The organism is Halomonas sp. DP8Y7-1 (assembly GCF_019801685.1).
Lineage (GTDB): Bacteria > Pseudomonadota > Gammaproteobacteria > Pseudomonadales > Halomonadaceae > Halomonas > Halomonas litopenaei_A.
The window spans coordinates 82479-101779 of record NZ_JAHVIN010000001.1; the positions used below are offsets into that span (position 1 = coordinate 82479).

At 61.5% G+C, this 19301-nt stretch carries 16 protein-coding genes; 6 read left to right on the plus strand and 10 right to left on the minus strand.

What is annotated here, in order from left to right; genetic code table 11:
• Positions 1–130 precede the first annotated feature (130 nt).
• Both KUV41_RS00340 and KUV41_RS00345 read left to right on the plus strand, forming a co-directional pair.
• Positions 131–2587, plus strand: a complete 2457-nt coding sequence (locus tag KUV41_RS00340; RefSeq protein WP_222483644.1) for a DUF1266 domain-containing protein — start codon at positions 131–133, stop codon at positions 2585–2587.
• Between the two features lie 385 nt (positions 2588–2972).
• Complete coding sequence (locus tag KUV41_RS00345) at positions 2973–3449, plus strand: C40 family peptidase (RefSeq protein WP_308126695.1); 477 nt, start codon at positions 2973–2975, stop codon at positions 3447–3449.
• 151 nt (positions 3450–3600) lie between these two features.
• Here the strand turns inward: KUV41_RS00345 and KUV41_RS00350 are convergent, their stop codons facing one another.
• Complete coding sequence (locus KUV41_RS00350) at positions 3601–4488, minus strand: LysR family transcriptional regulator (RefSeq protein ID WP_222164240.1); 888 nt, start codon at positions 4486–4488, stop codon at positions 3601–3603.
• Between the two features lie 87 nt (positions 4489–4575).
• Here KUV41_RS00350 and KUV41_RS00355 point away from each other — a divergent pair, with 87 nt between their 5' ends.
• On the plus strand, positions 4576–5796 hold the full coding sequence (locus tag KUV41_RS00355) for an MFS transporter (RefSeq protein ID WP_222483646.1): 1221 nt from the start codon (positions 4576–4578) through the stop codon (positions 5794–5796).
• A gap of 173 nt (positions 5797–5969) precedes the next feature.
• Here KUV41_RS00355 and msrA read toward each other — a convergent pair whose 3' ends face one another.
• A complete protein-coding gene (gene msrA / locus KUV41_RS00360; RefSeq protein ID WP_222483648.1) occupies positions 5970–6611 on the minus strand; it encodes a peptide-methionine (S)-S-oxide reductase MsrA in 642 nt (213 codons plus the stop codon).
• Positions 6612–6895: 284 nt separating this feature from the next.
• Between msrA and KUV41_RS00365 the strand changes: the two genes are divergently transcribed.
• Entirely contained in the window at positions 6896–9139 is a 2244-nt protein-coding gene (locus KUV41_RS00365; RefSeq protein ID WP_222483650.1) for an FAD-dependent oxidoreductase, read from the plus strand.
• A 93-nt stretch (positions 9140–9232) separates the two neighbouring features.
• A complete protein-coding gene (locus KUV41_RS00370) occupies positions 9233–9871 on the plus strand; it encodes a CDP-alcohol phosphatidyltransferase family protein (protein WP_222483652.1) in 639 nt (212 codons plus the stop codon).
• 343 nt (positions 9872–10214) lie between these two features.
• On the opposite strand, the gene KUV41_RS00375 is transcribed toward KUV41_RS00370, so the two are convergent.
• Entirely contained in the window at positions 10215–10697 is a 483-nt protein-coding gene (locus KUV41_RS00375) for a peptidylprolyl isomerase (RefSeq protein ID WP_045992921.1), read from the minus strand.
• A 217-nt stretch (positions 10698–10914) separates the two neighbouring features.
• Between KUV41_RS00375 and KUV41_RS00380 the strand changes: the two genes are divergently transcribed.
• Positions 10915–11190 carry a hypothetical protein gene (locus KUV41_RS00380; RefSeq protein ID WP_206944381.1) on the plus strand — a complete coding sequence of 92 codons (276 nt, stop codon included), beginning with the start codon at positions 10915–10917 and terminating at the stop codon, positions 11188–11190.
• 164 nt (positions 11191–11354) lie between these two features.
• On the opposite strand, the gene KUV41_RS00385 is transcribed toward KUV41_RS00380, so the two are convergent.
• From KUV41_RS00385 to mnmA, 7 genes are all read right to left on the minus strand, one after another.
• Positions 11355–11825, minus strand: coding sequence for a glycine zipper 2TM domain-containing protein (locus KUV41_RS00385; protein ID WP_222164235.1), 471 nt, complete (start codon positions 11823–11825; stop codon positions 11355–11357).
• Between the two features lie 447 nt (positions 11826–12272).
• The gene (locus KUV41_RS00390; protein WP_206944379.1) at positions 12273–13868 is read right to left on the minus strand and encodes an isocitrate lyase; all 1596 of its coding nucleotides are present in this window, start codon (positions 13866–13868) and stop codon (positions 12273–12275) included.
• 436 nt (positions 13869–14304) lie between these two features.
• A complete protein-coding gene (locus tag KUV41_RS00395; protein ID WP_222483654.1) occupies positions 14305–14733 on the minus strand; it encodes a GNAT family N-acetyltransferase in 429 nt (142 codons plus the stop codon).
• Positions 14726–15925: a cupin domain-containing protein gene (locus tag KUV41_RS00400; protein ID WP_222483656.1), complete on the minus strand. Its 1200-nt coding sequence runs from the start codon at positions 15923–15925 to the stop codon at positions 14726–14728. The genes KUV41_RS00395 and KUV41_RS00400 overlap by 8 nt, the downstream gene beginning before the upstream one ends.
• 174 nt (positions 15926–16099) lie before the next feature.
• Positions 16100–17473, minus strand: a complete 1374-nt coding sequence (purB, locus tag KUV41_RS00405) for an adenylosuccinate lyase (RefSeq protein WP_222164233.1) — start codon at positions 17471–17473, stop codon at positions 16100–16102.
• 50 nt (positions 17474–17523) lie between these two features.
• A complete protein-coding gene (gene hflD / locus KUV41_RS00410) occupies positions 17524–18162 on the minus strand; it encodes a high frequency lysogenization protein HflD (RefSeq protein ID WP_206944372.1) in 639 nt (212 codons plus the stop codon).
• Positions 18159–19271, minus strand: a complete 1113-nt coding sequence (mnmA, locus tag KUV41_RS00415) for a tRNA 2-thiouridine(34) synthase MnmA (RefSeq protein ID WP_222483658.1) — start codon at positions 19269–19271, stop codon at positions 18159–18161. Before mnmA ends, hflD begins: the two co-directional genes overlap by 4 nt.
• Positions 19272–19301 lie beyond the last annotated feature (30 nt).

Sequence of the window (19301 nt, forward strand, 5' to 3'; positions counted from 1 at the left end):
CGGCCACTGCGGGGTTGCCTGTCGACAAGCGCAGTTGTGTAGAGACGGCGACGCAACATAGTGAAGAGTGAAACCCCGTAGCAGGCTTCTGCCGGGCCGGCCTGATATTCGTGTTCCAGCGAGGTGAGACTTGGTTGATCCGCTCAATGCCTGGTGGGCGCAGCAACTGGTGCTGTGTGACTGGGCTTTCATGCCTGACCCTTTGACGTTGCCGGAAGAGGCGGCGCTTGAGCGCCTGGCTGCCATTGAAGTGGTGGATCGAGGTGAGCTGGCCTGGCGTCTGCTTGAGCTGGATGCGGCCGGTCATGCATCCGCATCGCAATTGCTGGCGTCTCTGGAGCTGATTGCGCTGGGTGGGGCTGCCGGTTGGCTGACAGCCGATGTCGCCCGGTCCTGGGCCGTCAATCGCTGCCGCGAGATTCAGCGCCGCTACGACAGCCTGGATGATTGGCTTGAGGCCCTGTGCGAGGCGCGTGGTCGGGAAGGCTGGTTGCACGGCGACGAAGGTTTGCTCGATGCCTGCCGAGCCTTGTCCAAGCTGGAAGGCGAGGGTGCTGGTATCACCTGGTCATTGCTAGAGCAGGGCCTCGCCCAGGCATCTGTCGGGCCGTTATGGCCGGATAGTCCCGAGGATCGTGTCTGGCGCCTGCGTGCTGCCTTCTCTCCCGTGCTGGTCACGCCAGCCAGTCAGCACGACTGGCAGGGTGTCGATACCTGGCTGGCTGAGGTCTGGCAGATTCATTGTGTCGAGGATCTTGAGCGGGCGCTGCTCTGGCTGACGAGCCAAGGCGACCGGCAGGGGTGGGATATCGACGCCTCGCGACTGATGAGTGTCAGCACCGCAGAGCGACAGGCTTGGTGTGAAGGTCTCGGCCCCCAGGAGCGTGCCTACGGCCGCCTACTGTGCCGTTACATCGACCAGGGCGAGCCGCTGGAGTGGGCCGCCTGGGACTGGCTGCGTGCGGTGGACCTGGCCTGGGCGGGCGCCTGCATGGGCTGGCTGTCCCCCAGCGACGCAGCTCTGATGGCCTATCACGCTGCCGACCTGGTGCAGCGTCGTTACAGTGATTGGAGCGCGTTGGCACGGTCCTACCAGCGGGGGCGTGGGTTGTTCGAAGGTCAGGACCGGCTTCCCAGCTTGGCCGCTGACTGGCAATGGCTGATGGGCTCTCCCCTGAGCCCCTGGCAGGACAGTCTGGCGGAGCTGCTGGACGAAGGCATGATTGAGGCCTCGCGCGAGGCCGCCCGTGGCTTTCGTCTATCGCCGCGGCACTGGGTGCTCGCCCTGGCCTCGGTACGCGAGCCCGAACTGGCTGCGCGCCAAGGGCCGTCGCCGACACTGGTGCAGTCCCGCCGAGATGAAGCCCGCAAGTATCTGGTCGAGACGCTGGACCTGCATCCGGACGAAGGGGCCCGGGCATTGGTTCGCTACTGGTTACCGGCCCAGGCCCATCATCTTAACCAACTGGCGGCCGACGCTGCCCATCGTGCCTTGCCCTCCGCCCGAACCCCCTTTGGTGATGCGCCCGCTGGCGACATCTCCGGGCGCGACGGATTGGCCAAGGCCACGCGCCACTCGGCCACCATTCATATGGCGGAAAAGTACGCTTTCTACCTGTTGATGAGCATGGATAGTGAGCAGTTTGATGCCGCCAGTCTTGAGGAAATGGCGGCAGCACTGCGTGATGTCCTGTGCCGTTTTTACAGTTCGCCAAAGCGGCTACTCGAAGCGTGGGCGACCTGGGACAGTCTGCTACCGGAGCCTGAACAGCCGACGCTGAGTCATGAGATTCGCTGGCACCTGGACGATCCTGGCAGTCTGTTTCATTGGCTGACCTGGCAGGGCGGGGACTGGCGAGAGCCGGGAGAGCGGCCTAGTCTGATGCATTTTACGGCGCTGTCTCTGGTCGGACCTTTGAATACCGCCTCCTGGAGTCTGCCTCAGCCAGAGAGCGATCGTGAGGGTGCGTCGATCCGCGATTGGATCGATGGCCATTACGGGCTGCATACGGCGACGGAGCTGATCGATTTCGTGCGCTTTCTGCTCGATGTGGGAGATCGTCAGGAGTATCAGATCAACTATGCGCCCTACACCCTGAATGCCGCGCGCTTGAACTCCGAGATTGCCACTCTTGAGTCCGGGGAGTGCAATGAGGAGGAGCGTAATCACCTGCTGCGCCTGCTGCGTGTTCGCGACAATGCCGACCATTGCAACGATATCGACATGTGTGCCTGGGATCTGGCACAGGCCGTCGACCTTGCCATTGCCGGTCGACAGCTTGGCTGGCTGGCACAGCCAGACTTTCTGGCCCTGCTTGAACGGGCCTATCAGTTGGCATCTACCCACTATGCCGGCTGGCAGGACTACGCAAGAGGGCTGTACGCAGGATTCTCGTTCTTCATGGGTGAGACGCCAGAGCGCGAGTCATTTCTGGCCAGTTTTCGACAGGCTTTGATCGCCTGGTTGTCGGGAGCTCCACCCCTCGCGGGAACCTGGGCGAGCCTGGACTTTCCGGGGGCGCGCCCGCGACACTGGGCACCTCTGCATATTGATACTTTGCCGGGAGATGGTCGAACCCTGCACTGATCGTCTTGGAACAACAGAAAAAAAGTGCCAAAAAATTGTCCTGATCTATCGTCATAACAGATTATTTTGGCTACTATCCATGAGAACTTTCGTCAGACCCCCCGTAAAGAAGGGGGTCGTCGATCCACTAGCGTAGCTGAGGGTATTGTGGCAGTGGCACTAGTGCGTCACTTCCACAGGGGCTCTTGGGCGCCGGATCTGTCGTCAGCGGGTCCGGTTCAGGGAATGAGGTGTGTGTCGCATGAGCGTCGCCCAGACCTGCCGCGTGACAGCGGCTATGATGATGCTTGGCCTGTTGGTCGGATGTGCGAGTCAACAGGATACTGCCCAGAACGATTATTTCAGCAGAGACATGCCGACATTGGCGGAGCGAGCCGCCTCGCGAATGTCACCTGTTGAAGTGCCCAATACCGGCGGCAGCTTCCTGGATGATCCAGCCGCCGCGATTCGTGAGGCCCTGATGGCAGAACACGATCGCTGGGCGGGAACGCCCTATCGGTTTGGTGGCACCAACATGAGTGGCATCGACTGTTCGGCGCTGGTGCAGAACATTTTCAGCGACGCCTTCCAGGTCGAGCTACCCCGAACCACCGGCAGCCAGCTCCACATGGGCGAACCCATCACTCGCGATCAGCTGTCCCCTGGTGATCTCGTCTTCTTCAAGCCTCCTGGCAATCGTCATGTCGGCATCTACGTCGGGCAGGGGCGTTTTCTGCACGCGTCTTCTTCACGTGGTGTCATGATTTCCAAGCTCGACAACAGCTACTGGCGCCGCTACTACTGGCAGGCCCGCCGCCCGCTCGAGCCGACACATCTGAGCATGCGACAGTTTGCCTACAGCCCGGCACAGTTTGGCGGCTGATAGCGCTTGATGGCGGACAAGCGGCTGCTCAGGTCACTGGTCATGGCCTGCGCCCCATGATGCTGTCCTGTGAATCGTTAGATGGACATAAAAGAGGCAAGCCTGATGGCTTGCCTCTTTTATGTCGTCAACTCTACGGCTTGCGGCTTGGTCATAGCCCGTGGCGGTTGGCCAGTGCGTAGTCGATGAAGGCCCGTTCGGCGCGCGACAGGTACCCCTGGGGCTGCCAGGCGAGGGACAAGGTCAACATGGCTGGCGGCGAAAAGGACACGGCGGCCAGGTCGTCTTCCTCCACGACCCGACGCAGAAATGTGGTGATGCCGAAGCCTTGGCGCACGATAGCCTTGGTCAGCGGAATCAGGTTGGATTGAAACGCCAGTTGAGGTGCCATGCCAAGCTGGCGGGCCATGGCGTCCACAAACTCTCGATGAAAGTAGCCGTCCTGAAACAGCACCAGCGGCTGTGACAGAAACTCCGCTGCACTGACCTGGCCTTGTGACACAAAAGGATGGTCGCGAGGGGCACAGATCACCATTTCTTCACACAGCAGGGTTTCCGTCTCCAGGTCGTGATTCGTGCCGTCTTCCACCACGATGCCTAAATCCAGTTCCCGCTCCTTGATCAGGGCTTGCAGGCGGCGTGCGCCTGCCTCGATGACGGTCATGCGGATGCCGGGGTGACGCGCGGCAAATCCCATCAGCAGCGGGGGCAGGTAATAGGAGCCCAGCATGGAAGGAATGCCGATGCGGACCTCACCCTTGACCAGGCCCTTGAGTTCCCGCATGGCGAGCTCCGTGGCGCTGGCATCGTCAAGAAGACGCCTCGCATGCTGCAGCAGCACCTCACCCTCTGGAGTCAGCTGTATGGGGCGTTCCTGACGTTTGAACAGCGGCGTATCCAGGCGTTGTTCCAGTGAAGCGATGGTCTGGCTGACGGCAGATTGGGCTACATGTCGCGCACGAGCGGCAGCGCTGAAGCCGCCATGGTCGACCACGGCAACGAAAACGGCCAGCGATCTGAGATCAAAGGGTAGACTCATAAGTCAATCTGATGGTGAGCATCATTTTCTTCTGTTGGTGTGATGGAAGTGAAGCATGGATGATAGCGTTTGCCAAAGGAGACCTTCATGATTCATGCCGATACGCCCACCTGGCGCAGAGCGACACTGGCTCTGTGTCTGGGTTCCATGCTGGTGTTCATCAACCTGTACGCACCCCAGCCCTTGCTGCCCATGTTGCGAGAGGCACATGGTGCATCGACCTTGATGATCGGCCTGGTCATGTCCTTGGCAACGTTGACGCTGGCCTTGTCATTGTTGGTGTATGGCCCGCTATCCGACGCCATTGGGCGCGGTGCGATCATGAAGGTCAGTCTGGCCGCGGTGGGTTTGGCGACGCTGTTGATTGCCTTTGTTCCGGGGCTGGAGAGCCTGCTGGCTGCCAGGGTGCTGCAGGGGCTTGCGCTGGGTGGTTTGCCGGCCGTCGCCATTGCATGGATGGGGGACGAATTTTCCCCTCAGGCCATGACCCGTGCGGTAGGACTGTATATCGCCGCCAACACCCTGGGAGGTATCGGCGGGCGCATCCTGGGCGGCGTCATCGGTGAGTGGCAGGGGGTGCAGGCAAGTTTCGTTTCGGTGGCGGTGGTCACGCTGGCAGGCACGATGTTGTTCTGGTGGTTGCTGCCTGCCGCCAGGAGCTTCAAGCCCCAGCCTTTTCGCGTGTCCGGCGCGGTGCAGCAGATGAGGTCGCATCTTGGCAATCCATGGCTGTGGCCGGCCTATCTGATTGGGGGACTGAACTTTCTGGTGTTCATCAACCAGTACAGTTACATGACGTTCCGTCTGGCAGAATCCCCGTTTCTGCTTGGCCCTCGCTGGCTGGGGCTACTGTTCCTTACCTATCTGGGCGGCACCCTTGGCTCGACCCTGTCAGCCCGGGTGGTCGCCAGGCTTGGTGCGCCGGGCACCATGCTGCTGGGAATCGGGATCGTGAGTGTGGGGCTGGGGATGACGCTGGTCGAGTCCCTCAGCGTGATCGTGGTGGCGCTGATGGTCAGTGCCTTTGGCTTCTTTCTGTGCCATGCGACCGCATCAGGCTGGGTCGGGCGCCAGGCCAAGACGGGACGGGGCAGCGCGTCGGCGCTTTACCTGGTCTTCTACTATCTGGGTGCGAGCCTGGGGCCGCTATGGCTGGAGCCATTTTGGCTGTGGCAGGGGTGGACCGGTGTGATCGGCGCCAGCTGGTGTGTACTTGCCTTGACGGGATGGCTGAGCTGGCGCTTGTGTCGGCGTCAGCGGCAAGAAGAAGCACGCAACATCGCCGTGGCTACGTCCGGCAGTCATTAGCCGGCCGGCGCCACCCGCCACCCTTCTGCCGTAAAGATCTGCTGGCCAAGAGCTGTCAGGAAGCAAGAGCTGTCAGGAAGACAGCGGCCCCTCTCGTCCACGTTGGTCGAGAGGGGCCGTGAGGGCAATGGGCTACAGCAGAGGAGCCCCAGAGCGGCCTTCATGGCAAGGGCTCAGGAGCTCGCCTGTTGACCCGGAGCCGCATGGGGCATGGCTTCTTCGCCCCAGATCTCCTTGAGGCGATCCGGGCGACCGCATGCGTTCTTGTAGAAGGTGTAGCGAACCTTGTTGTTCTGATAGTAGTTCTGGTGATAGTCCTCGGCCGGATAGAAGGTGCCAGGGTCTTCGATCAGGGTCTCGATAGGCTGATCAAAGCGTTCGGCGATGGCGTCTCGGCTTGCTTGCGCCTGGCTGCGCTGCTCGTCGTTCAGCGGCAGCAATGAAGAGCGATAGGTGTCACCTTCGTCACAGAACTGCCGATTGGCGACAAAGGGATCAATGTTGCGCCAGTAGACGTAGAGCAGGTCTTCGTAGTCGAGCTTGTCGGTGTCGTAAGTGACTTGCACGACTTCCACGTAGCCGGTCCCCCCAGCGCTGACCGCCTGATAGGTCGGGTTCTCTGTTTTCCCGGCGGCAAAGCCCGATACGGTCGCCTCGACGCCGTCGATCTTGTCGAACGCTTCTTCCATGCACCAGAAACAGCCCCCACCAAAGATAGCCGTCTGCTGATCGGCAAAGGCCGTGGGGGCTGTCAGCGTGGCACCAGTCAACATGCCGGCAACAATGACGCTTCGTGGGATCAGGGGAATTCGCATCAATTCACTCCGTTTAGTGTCCAGGGTGCAGGTGACTTTCCGCAGGTTTGGTCAGTGTGGCGGGTCCTTCCTTACAGGACGACTCAGCTAAATTCAGAATCTTTGCATTTTCAGCCGTAAGGCTAGGGCGGCTATCCGCGACATAGCCGCTGCTGCTAACCTCGAAGGCATCGTGATGCCTTGGCCCTGAGCCAGCGAGAAGCGTCTTGTTACTGACGCACGGCGAGATCGTGACGTCTGTTGCCCAGGCCCCTGTGCCCTACCGAGTCGAGAAGGAGAGACGGGTGACCCGTAAAAAATGGATATTGCTGGCAGTGATCGCTCTCGCGGTTGTCGCCTTCTTCGCCACCGGCGCCAACGATGCCTTTACTCTGGAGGCCATCAAGTCGCAGCAAGCGCAGTTTCAGCAGTGGTTCCATGACGACCCATGGACCGTGGCGGGAGGCTTTTTCGCAATCTACGTACTGATGGCTGCACTGTCGCTGCCAGGGGCGGGATTGCTGACACTGCTGGCCGGTGCACTGTTTGGCTTCTGGGCTGGGCTGTTGCTGGTGTCGTTTGCCAGTTCGCTGGGCGCAACGTTGGCGGCACTGATTGCCCGGACGTTGCTGCGCCAGAGCCTGGAAACGCGCTTTTCCCGGCAGCTCTCGCGGATCAATGCCGGCATTGATCGAGAGGGGCCTTTTTATCTCTTCACCCTGCGTCTTATCCCCATCTTTCCTTTCTTTGTGATCAACCTGGTGGTGGGGCTGACCCGGATGCGTCTGCCGACCTTCTACTGGGTCAGCCAGCTTGGCATGTTGCCGGGAACCGCCGTGTTCGTGAACGCCGGGCGTGAGCTCGGGGATCTGGATTCGTTGTCGGGGATTCTGTCGCCGGGTCTGGTGTTGTCGTTCGTGCTGATTGGCCTGTTCCCTTGGCTTGCCAAGGCGCTGGTGGGCGTGCTCAAGCGTCGTCGCCTGGCGTCAGCCTATCAGCGTCCAGCTCGCTTCGATCGCGACATCGTGGTCATCGGGGCGGGGTCTGCTGGCCTGGTAGCGAGCTATATCGCGGCGGCGGTAAAGGCCAAGGTGACACTGGTCGAACGCCATCGCATGGGGGGCGACTGTCTCAATACGGGCTGCGTTCCGTCCAAGGCACTGATCCGCGCAGCCCGGGCGGCGGAGGACATCCGTCGGGCGCCTGCCTATGGCGTAAGCGCTGGCGAGCCCCAGGTAGATTTCGCCGCGGTGATGGGGCATGTACACGGTGCCATCGCTGAGGTGGAGCCCCATGACAGCCCTGAGCGTTATCGGGGGCTTGGCGTGGATGTGGTCGAGGGGGAGGCACGGCTTCTTGACCCCTGGCGCGTGCAGGTGGGGGAGCAGGTGCTGACCACGCGGCATGTCATTATTGCCAGCGGCGCGCGGCCCAGGGTGCCGCCGCTTCCGGGAATCGACGACATTGAGGTGTTGACGTCGGATAACCTGTGGCAGTTGACCTCGCTGCCCAAGCGACTGGTCGTGCTGGGGGGAGGCCCGATCGGCAGCGAGCTGGGGCAGAGTTTCTCTCGGCTGGGCAGTCAGGTCTCGCTGGTCGAAATGGGGCCTCAGCTGCTGCCCCGTGAGGATTCGGATGTGGCGCGTGAAGCGGCAGCCGGGCTTGAAGCCAGCGGTGTGCACCTGTATCTGTCGACCCGAGCGCTCAAGGTGCTGGCAGGCGACAACGGCGAGCACCGTCTTGAGGTAGAGATCAACGACGGTGGAGAGACCCGTATTGAGCACTTGGCCTTTGACCAGCTGCTGGTGGCGGTGGGGCGCCAGGCGAACGTAGAGGGGCTGGGCCTCGAGGCGCTAGGCGTAGGCACTCGCGATAATGGCACCCTGGATGTGGACGGTGGTCTGCAGTCCATTCTGCCGAATGTCTGGGCGTGTGGTGATGTGGTCGGGCCTTTCCAGTTGACCCATGCCAGTGCCCACCAGGCGTGGCATGCCACCGTCAACGCGCTGTTCGGTGAATTCAAGCGATTCACGGTGAGCTACAAGGCACTGCCCGCCGTGACCTTCTGTGACCCTGAAGTGGCCAGGGTCGGTCTCAACGAGCGTGAGGCCGAGGAACAGGGCGTAGCCTTCGAGGTGACGCGCTATGAACTGTCAGAACTGGACAGGGCCATCGCTGAAGGTGACACGACTGGCTTCGTCAAGGTGCTGACCGTACCTGGCAAGGACCGCATCCTTGGGGCAACCATTGTGGGTGCCGGAGCAGGAGAGATGCTGGCGGAATTCACTCTAGCGATGACGCGTGGCATCGGGCTCAACAAGCTGCTGGGGACCATTCACCCTTATCCGACCCACTCCGAAGCGGTCAAGGCGGCTGCTGGTGTCTGGAAGAATGCCCACAAGCCCGAACGTGTGCTTGGCTACCTTGAGCGTTACTTCCGCTGGCGTAGAGGTGGCGCCGAGGCGGATCAGGCCGCGTCATCCGGGGAGGCCGACGCGGCGACCAAGTCGGACGGCGCGACGCGAGCTGCCAACGATACCGCGGCCTAGTCCCTGACGAGCGAGTCACTCCAGAGCGCACGGCGGAGGTTTCCGCCGTGCGCCTTTTCACCCTTGATACCCTTCCTCTTACCGAGACTGAAAATGCTAGATCGCTGGACCATGCCGAAAACCCAAGGGCCCCTGAAGCCTCTGGTCACACTGCTTCAGCGTGCTCAGGTACGCCCAGATCACGTGACCTTGGCAGGCTTCGCCATCGGCATGCTGGCGCTGCCGTTGCTGGCGATTCAGGCCTATGGTTGGGCGCTGCTGGCAATTGTCTTGAATCGTGTGGCAGACGGTCTCGATGGAGCTCTGGCGCGCCGCTTGGACATTGCGTCCGATGCGGGAGGTTTTCTCGATATCGGCCTCGACTTCGTTTTCTACGCGAGCGTCGTGCTGGGGTTTGCTCTGGCCGATAGCGAGCAGAATGCGCTGCCGGCGGCCTTGTTGCTGTTCGCTTTCATCGGCACGGGGACATCATTTCTGGCCTTCGCCATCATGGCGGCCCGACATGATCTGGAGCGTCCACGCTTTCAGCGCAAAGCCTTCTACTACCTCCACGGATTGACCGAGGGTACCGAAACCGTGCTGGCGTTGATCGCCTTTTGTCTGTGGCCCGGTCACTTCCCGACGTTGGCGGTCGTCTTTGCAGGGGCGTGTCTGCTGACGACGGCCACGCGACTCTGGGGCGGTTATCACACCCTGAAGGCGATCTCATCCCAGTCATTGCCCAATCCCTGATCGCGCGTCGCCACTATTCCCGTAAAGGCAGGGCAGCGACAGAAAGGGGCGGCGACCTAAGGGGCCACCCTATCGTCACCATAGGGTGGCAACAGGGTAACGACTGGGTAGCGAAAGGCTAACAACAGGGCAGCGCTAAAAGGCAGTGAGCGCAAGCAGGGAGAAGACGCCAGCGCGGGCCTTCTGCTGAGCAGTGCCCAGACATGCAAAAGGACAGCCTAAGCTGTCCTTTGCTGCCCTGTCAGGGCTAAGCCGATTCGCTGATCCTGGGATCTAGCGCTGGCTCAATGTGCCGCGATGTCGCTGCGGGTAAAGCGCAGCAGCGCGGTGATCGTGGCGAGCCTTAGTGCTCGTGGCCGCCTTCACCGTGCACGTGGCCGTGCTCGATTTCTTCCTGGCTAGCCTCACGAACTTCGGCAATCTCCACGTCGAAGTTCAGGTTTTGGCCTGCCAGCGGATGGTTGCCGTCAACGGTAACCGTATCGCCTTCCACCTGGGTCACGGTGACCATCAGCGGACCGCCCTGGGTCTGGGCTTGGAACTGCATGCCCGGCTCGATGCTCTCGACGCCCTGGAAGGCATCGCGCGGCACTTCCTGGACCAGTTGCTCCTGGACCTCACCGTAACCTTCGGCGGGAGCGACCTTGGCGTTGACCTTGTCGCCTGCGGCCTTGCCTTCGAGTTCCTTTTCCAGACCCGGAATAATGTTGCCGGCGCCGTGGAGGTAGGTCAGCGGCTCGCGGCCTTCCGAGCTGTCCAGCACTTCACCTGCGTCATTGGTCAGGGTGTAGTGGAACGCGACAACGGAATTCTGCGCAATTTGCATTGATGAACCTTTGGTGAGTGCGTGTGAGGACGCATGGTAACGCGACGGTGCGGGGGCTGTCAGGGGAATGGGACATTTTTCACCTTACGTGGTCATATCCTGAGCAGGATTCACGCGGGTGCCCACCCATGGTGCTGTTGCGCAGTGCCGATGGTGGGGATACCCTCAGGGGAGATTTTTCATCCTGCCTTCCACGCTGTTTTTGCGGAGCTACGATATGACATCGCTACTTATCTGGGTGCTGGCCTTTGCGGTATTGCTGGCGGTTATGATCAAGTCCTGGGAGAAAGGGCTTGGGTGCGTGCTCGACGGGCTGTTGCCGTCGGTACTGCGCAGCGACGACGATCGCTGGATCTGGTGCCCGGCCCTGGCGGTTCTGGGCGCTACCTTTATCGTCTTCCCCATCGATATGCTGATGACCCTGCTGGTGATTGGCGTCATTGCTCTGGTGGCCTGCAAGCTGGGCTGCTGGGTCATGGGCAAGGTGCACTGACCCAGTTCTGTGACGCCCTGACGGCGGAAGGGGCGTTAGGCTGTCGATGGTGAAGTGCCTGCCAAGCGCACGCGAGATACACAAACACCCCATAGCGACGCTATGGGGTGTTTGTGTATTGGCTTGGTCTAATGGCGGGAGGAGGCCATCTCAAGCATGTCGGCTCAGTAAGGAGCAACGCTCTGGCGTGAACCACTGCCAATCAAGCGGACGCGCTGACCGACCTGGAAGGCCTGATCTGCTTTCTGCACGATGACGACGGTCTGGCCAGTGTCCTTGCGAATCTCCATCTCCCAGGCATCGGTGCGGTTGACGCCTTTTTCAATCTGGTTACCTGCGACTGCACCGCCGATGGCGCCCGCGGCAGTGGCGATGGTGCGTCCGGAGCCTCCGCCGACCTGGTTGCCGAGAAGACCACCGATGATGGCACCCCCGCCGGTGCCGAGAATGCCACTGGCAGCGCTGTCGCCTTGAATCTGCACGCGGCGCAGGGCGGTGATGGTGCCGACCTGGACATTCTGGGCTGTCTGCGCCTGATTGCCTGAGTAAACGTTGCCGGAGTATTGGTTGGTGGCAGTACAGCCTGCCAGCGTCAGAGCGCTGATGGCGAGGACGGGCAGCAGTGTAATCTTCATGGGTGTTCTCCTTGAATGCAGTTGCGTCTCAGCAGGGCGTCCTGCCCGGGATGGTGGCGTAGCCCTTGGCTTGCGAAACGCTGTTCGATAATAGTCTAGTGCCTCATTAGAAGCTATCACAGGGTTTTGGTTCCCGCTTCCCGGGCCACTCCCGACGCTTGTTGGGCCGACAGCGCCCCAGCGGTGACTCGCCGTCGATAAGGTAATGTCGCAGTGCTGGCGCTTTCCTGACAACAAGAGTGTGCTGGCGCGCCTGTCCTTGGCTAGCGTTGATGCAAGGAGATGTTGATGCAAGGAGCTCTGTGCAGCGCATCTCAAGCAGCAGGGAGACGAAAGGGCACTGAAAAATGTTCGCCGGTGACACGTCCGCCGGTGTGTCCGCCCAGACGAGTGCGCCCCGAACCGCCACTTGGCAGTCCGGGGCGCCGCAGCCCAATCTACCGCTTTTTAGCCGAACTGGTTCATGGTGTTGTCCTTGCCGCCAGCCTTGAGTGCGGCATCACCGTGGAAGAACTCCTTGTGGTCATCGCCAATGTTGGAGCCGGCCATGTCCTGATGCTTGACGGTGGCAATCCCCTCGCGAATTTCGCGACGCTGCACCCCGGCAACGTAGGCCAGCATCCCCTCGTCACCGAAGTAGCCCTTGGCCAGCGTGTCGGTGGACAGCGCGGCTGTGTGGTACGTCGGCAGCGTTATGAGATGGTGGAAGATACCGGCTTCCCGGGAGGCATCACGCTGGAAGTTGCGTGTCCACTCGTCAGCCAGCTGACCCAGCTCCGTTTCGTCGTAGCGCGCATTCATCAGGTCGGCGCGATCGTAGGCAGACACATCCTTGCCTTCGCTCTCCCAGGCGTCGAAGACCTGCTGGCGGAAGTTCAGCGTCCAGTTGAAGGACGGTGAATTGTTGTAGACCAGCTTGGCATTGGGCACCGCTTCGCGAATGCGGTTGACCATGCTGGCGATCTGCCCGACGTGGGGTTTCTCGGTCTCGATCCACAGCAGGTCGGCTCCGTTTTGCAGGCTGGTGATACAGTCCAGCACGACCCGGTCTTCACCGGTGCCGGGCTTGAACTGATACAAGCCGGACGCCAGTCGCTTGACCTTGACCAGTTTGCCGTTCTGCTTGATGACCACGTCGCCGTTGTCGATATCACTGGCAGAGGCAATCTCATCGCCATCCAGGAAGCTGTTGTACTGATCGCCAAGATCGCCAGGCTCCTGAGTGACTGCGATCTTCTGGGTCAGACCGGCACCGAGAGAGTCGGTTCGGGCCACGATGACACCATCATCGACGCCCAGTTCGAGGAAGGCGTAGCGCACGGCGTTGATCTTGGCGATGAAGTCCTCGTGGGGCACCGTGACCTTGCCGTCCTGATGTCCGCACTGCTTCTCGTCAGACACCTGGTTCTCGAGCTGAATGCAGCAGGCGCCTGCTTCAATCATCTTCTTGGCCAGCAGGTAGGTCGCTTCAGCGTTACCGAAACCGGCGTCGATATCGGCGATGATCGGCACCACGTGGGTCTGGTGGCTGTCGATCTGCTGGGTCAACTCCTCGACCTTGGCGTCGTCGCCGGCCTGTTGGGCGTCATCCAGGGCGCGGAAGAGGTGGTTGAGCTCCCAGGTGTCCGCTTGACGCAGGAAGGTGTAGAGCTCCTCGATGAGGGCGGCGACGCTGGTCTTTTCGTGCATGGACTGGTCGGGCAGAGGTCCGAATTCGCTGCGCAGGGCGGCGACCATCCAGCCGGACAGGTAGAGGTAACGACGCTTGGTCGTGCCGAAGTGCTTCTTGATGGAGATCAGCTTCTGCTGGCCGATGAAGCCATGCCAGCAGCCCAGGGACTGGGTGTAGTTGGCGCTGTCAGCATCATAGGCGGCCATGTCTTCACGCATGATGGCGGCGGTGTAGCGAGCGATATCGAGGCCGGTGCGAAAGCGATTCTGCACGCGCATGCGGGCAGCGCTATGCGGGTCGATGTTGTCCCACTTGCCGCGTTGGGCTTCACGAAGCTGGGTCAGTGTCTTCAGTTCTTCACGAAAGGTCATGGTCTGGCCGTCCTGATGTTGTGATGAAGCGACTATCGCGGTGCCACATGCAGCACACTGCCTCTGTTCTCTCTGCCAGTCCTGTCGTTGCCCAGTGCTGGCATCGGTGTCGTGCTGATTCAGTGCCATGCAGCAGAAGTGCTGTCCGCCTTATGCTGCATCTGCGAAGTGTAGTCGTATTTTTCGACCCAGCCAGTGAACGATACTGCAGCCGTGGTCCCGTTTCGGCGCGGCGGATCAGGATGACTACAAAGTAGGCGAGTTACCTTCCTGTAGCGGCCCTTCGTCCGCGCCATGGAACAGACTATGGCCCAGCAGCATGAGGGTTTGCTATTGGTACTTGGGGTAATACAACGTTGTAGTCCGACTACAGGAATGCGTCATTGCGAGGTATTCCTGTAGTCGAATTTCCTGAGGTATCAGGGTGGGGAAGGGATCAGGTGGCGAGCGTTAGTGTCATGTTGCGATGCGGTATTCCGGCATCGAGAAAGACCTCGCCTTCCGCGACAAAGCCAAGGGCTTCATAGAAGCCTAGCGCCTGTGTCTGGGCGGCGAGCTCGACCTGGCTGAAGCGTTGTTCGCGTGCGGCATCAATGGCTGCCCGCATCAGGGCAACGCCAACGCCGAGTCCGCGGGCTTCGGCCAGGACGGCGACGCGACCGATGTGGCCGTCCGGCAGCAACCGGGCAGTACCCAGCGGCTGCTCACCGCGGATGGCCAGAAAATGCAGGCATTGTGGGTCTCGACCGTCCCATTCCTCCTCCAGGGGAACGTTCTGCTCGATAACGAATACGCGGTGGCGAATCTCGCTGGCAGCGTCGCCAAGCTGCTCCCAGCCTCCGTGCTGTATGGTGACCTCAGTCATGGTCCTCCTCCTCGTCCCATTCGTCGTCTGTGACAGGCCAGCCCAGGCTACCGGCGTCCACCAGCTTGACCAGTACCCGCGGGGCATCGGGGTGATCCAGCAGGCTGGCATCGAACTCGTTACGGCCTGCGATGTCTTGCGCCAACGCCAGATCGCATTCGATCCCGTCGCCGTCGGCGAACAAGGTTGCTCGGTCGGCGCTGATGGCATGCCAGGCAAAGCGCGAGCCAGGCGCGGTGACCAGGATGTCGCCTTCCTGTAGTGCAGTGACAAGCTCATCCTCAGGGGTGGGCGTGTCGCTGGGGGCGAGCTGGTCGACATACTTGGGCTGGGTCATCACCCGGCCAAACCATTGTGCCAGCTGAGCGGGGTCGTCAATGGTGTCGAGAATCAGCGCTCGCATGCGCTCCAGCGCGGCGCTGTCGAGCTCTCCAGGATCCGTGGACGGTGGCATGCCGGCATCGCTGTAGCGCTTGGACGCTGGCTGCTGCTCACCCAGGTAGTCGGCAAAGGAGGTGATCGCTTCATCGGCAGACGGGGCTCGAAAGCCGACGGAATAGGTCATGCAGTCATCCGACTGGCTGACGCCATGATGCGCCCAGCCCGGGGGCAGGTAGAGCATATCACCGGGTTCCAGTACCCAATCGTGGTCGGGGTCGATGTCGAATGTCTGGAGGATACGTAGATCGATGCCCTTGATGATCGGTGCATCGTCCGCCACCTTGCCACCCAGCTGCCAATGCCGTTGACCACTGCCCTGGACAAGAAACACATCGTACTGGTCGACGTGGGGCCCCACGCTCCCGCCGGGAGGGGCATAGCTGACCATGATGTCGTCCAGTCTCCAGCGTGGCAGGAAAGAAAACTCTTCCAGCAACGCCGCGACGTCCGGCACGTAGTGGTCGACCGCCTGCACCAGCAGGGTCCAGTCGTGTTCCGGCAAGCGTGCGAAGGTACGGTCATCGAAGGGGCCGTGGCTGACCTGCCAGGCACCCTCGGGGCCCTGTTCTTCCACCAGACGCGCCTCGACATTGTCTTCACAGGCTAGTCCTGCCAACTCATCGGGAGACAGGGGGTTGTCGAAGTCAGGGAAGGCGCCACGAATCAGCAGTGGCGCCTTCTGCCAGTAGTCCCGGAGAAAATCGGCGGCTGACAGGCCGCCGAGCAGGGTAAGAGGGGTATCGGCTGACATGATGATTCCTGATGATGGTGAGAAGCGGCTCGCTGGGCAGTCGAGCATGTGATGAGTGCAAGGGCAAGGACTGAATACGCCTCACCCCACCATAGGGTGGGGTGAGAACGGGTCTGACAGCTGCCGCGAGCACAGCAACGTCGCGAACAGACGCTGCGTGAGGCCGCCGCCGGGTCAGTGGCGAGGCAGCGCCTGGGCCTGTGCCACGGCATTGCCGATGTAGCTGCCTGGGGTCAGTTGCTTGAGCTCCGCCTTGACGGCTTCCGGCAGCTCGAGGCCATCGATGAAGGCGGCGAAACCGGCCTGATCGATGCGCTTGCCGCGGGTCAGTTCCTTGAGCTTTTCGTAGGGCTTTTCAATGCCGTAACGACGCATGACGGTCTGAATCGGCTCCGCCAGCACTTCCCAGCTGGCGTCGAGATCTTCTGCCAGGCGCTGGGGGTTGGCTTCCAGCTTGCTGATGCCCTTGAGCGACGCCTGGTAGGCAATCAGGCCATAGGCCAGACCGACGCCGAGGTTTCTCAGCACGGTGGAGTCCGTCAGGTCCCGCTGCCAGCGGGAGATCGGCAGTTTCTGGGCCAGGTGAGCAAGAATGGCATTGGCCAGGCCCAGGTTGCCTTCGGAATTCTCGAAGTCGATCGGGTTGACCTTGTGGGGCATGGTCGAGGAGCCAATCTCGCCGGCCACGGTGCGCTGCTTGAAGTAGCCCAGCGAGATGTAGCCCCAGACATCACGGTCAAAGTCGATCAGGATGGTGTTGAATCGGCAGACCGCATCGAACAGCTCGGCGATATAGTCGTGAGGCTCGATCTGGGTGGTGTACGGGTTGAAGGTCAGACCCAGGCCCTCGACAAAGGTGCGGGCATTGGCCTCCCAGTCGATGTCCGGGTAGGTCGCCAGATGGGCGTTGTAGTTGCCGACCGCACCATTGATCTTGCCCAGCACCTCGGCGCTTTCGATCTGCTTGAGCTGGCGACGCAGACGGTAGGCCACGTTGGCCATTTCCTTGCCCAGCGTCGTGGGGCTGGCGGTCTGGCCGTGGGTGCGCGAGAGCATCGGCACTTCAGCGTGCTCGGCTGCCAGTCGTGCAACCTCGTCGGCCACCTGGCGCATGGTGGGCAGCAGGCTGTCCAGGCCATCGCGCAGCATTACCCCGTAGGACAGGTTGTTGATGTCCTCGCTGGTGCAGGCGAAGTGCACGAACTCGGTGACGGCATGCAGCTCTGCGTTGTCGGCGATCGCTTCCTTGATCCAGTACTCCACCGCTTTCACATCGTGGTTGGTGGTGCGTTCGATGTCCTTGATGCGTGAAGCGTCTGCTTCGCTGAAGTTCTTTACCAGGCCGTCCAGGAAGGCGGTGGCTGCGGCCGACAATTCCGGCACCTCGGTGATCTGGGGGTGAGCGGCGAGGCGCTCGAGCCAACGGATCTCGACGGTGACGCGGGCACGAATCAGGCCAAATTCGCTGAAATGCTCGCGCAGGGATTCGGCCTTGCTGCCGTAGCGGCCGTCGACGGGGGAGAGGGCGGTCAGTGCGGAGAGTTGCATGGTGTGGTTCCGGTGGGGTAGGTACAGGGTAGAGTGTCGAAGCGATATCGTTATAGCGAGTCCAGGGCACGCTTGAGGCTGCCTCGCTGGAAGACCAGCTTCCAGCGTCGCCCGCCCTGCTGGTGCCACAGCAGGCCGAAGCGGATGCCGGACAGCAGGCACGCCCGCACTCGCTCGGGCATCATTCGGCTCTGCAGCAGGGAGGGGTCGCCCTGGACCACGATGCGGTTCTTGAAGGTCGACAGGGTCTGCTGGTAGGCCTCGCCGAGGCTAGCCACCACGTTTTCGTGGGTGGGGCCGAAGTGTTCGGCCTGGCCCTGAATGCGGGTCAGGTGAGCGCCGAGCTCATCCATCATGGCGGGCTGGTTGCGCAGCTTGTTCATCAGCAGCATCAGGCTGAAGCCGTAGCGCATCACCACCGGATTGGCCTGCCGGCGACCCAGGACGCCGTCCAGCGTCTCCAGGCCCAGCCGCAGGTTGTTCGGGTGTCCACCGTAGATCGATTCGAAGGTGGGAGGGTTGGTCACCAGGGTGGCGTTGATCTGAGTGTCCCAGGCGCGACTGTCCACTTGGCCGGTGCGGGCAAGGTCATCCACCAGATGAGCCGCCTGGAACACGCCCGCCATGGCAATGGCCTGGCGGGCAGCCGGGGATTCCGGCGCGCGGTGAATAGGTACCGAATCGGTCATGCCGCGCGCTCCTTGGCGTTCCAGGTGTGTCGGATGACGCCGCCACCGAGGCAGACATCTCCGTCGTAGATGACCAGTGACTGGCCGGGTGTCACGGCGCGTTGAGGCTCATCGAAGTACACCTCGACACCGCCGTCTGCCATGCTGGTCAGCGTGCAGGGCACGTCCTCCTGACGGTAGCGCGTCTTGGCAGTGAAGCGACCCTGCTGGCAGGGAGCGTGACCGGCTACCCAGTCCATGGCTTCAGTGGCCAGGCTGTCGGTGTAGAGCAGAGAGTGATGCTTGCCTTGCACGGCCACCAGGACATTACGCTCCAGATCCTTGCCAGCCACGTACCAGGGGTCCTCGGAGTAGTTGGCGAGGCCGCCGATACCGAGCCCCTGACGCTGTCCCAGGGTGTAGTACATCAGTCCCATATGTTCGCCGATGTCGTCACCATCAGGTGTCTCGATGCGGCCGGGCTGAGCCGGAAGATACTGCTTGAGGAAATCGCCGAAGCGTCGTTCGCCGATGAAGCAGATGCCCGTGGAGTCCTTCTTCCTGGCGGTGACCAGACCGTGGCGCTCGGCAATGGCACGAACTTCCGGCTTTTCGATCTCGCCCACAGGGAACAGCGTGCGGGCGATGGCCGCTTCCGGCACCGCGTGCAGAAAATAGCTCTGGTCCTTGTTGCCATCCAGGCCCTTCAGCAGGCGAGGACGGCCATCGCGCTCACCGCGGCGGACATAGTGGCCGGTGGCGATCATCTCGGCTCCCAGCATCTCTGCGTAATCAAGGAACACCTTGAACTTGATCTCGCGGTTGCACAGGATATCCGGATTCGGCGTGCGGCCAGCCTTGTACTCTGCCAGGAAGTGCTCGAACACATTGTCCCAGTATTCAGCGGCAAAATTGGCGGTATGCAGGGGGATGTCGAGTTTTTCGCACACGGCCTGGGCGTCCGCCAGATCCTCCATGGCGGTGCAGTATTCGGTGCCGTCGTCCTCGTCCCAGTTCTTCATGAACAGACCTTCTACCTGATATCCCTGTTCGATCAGGCGCAGTGCGGAAACGGAGGAATCGACTCCGCCGGACATGCCGACGATGACTTTGCCGTTGGACGCTGACATAACAACTCTCGGGGTGGTGGTGCAGGGGCG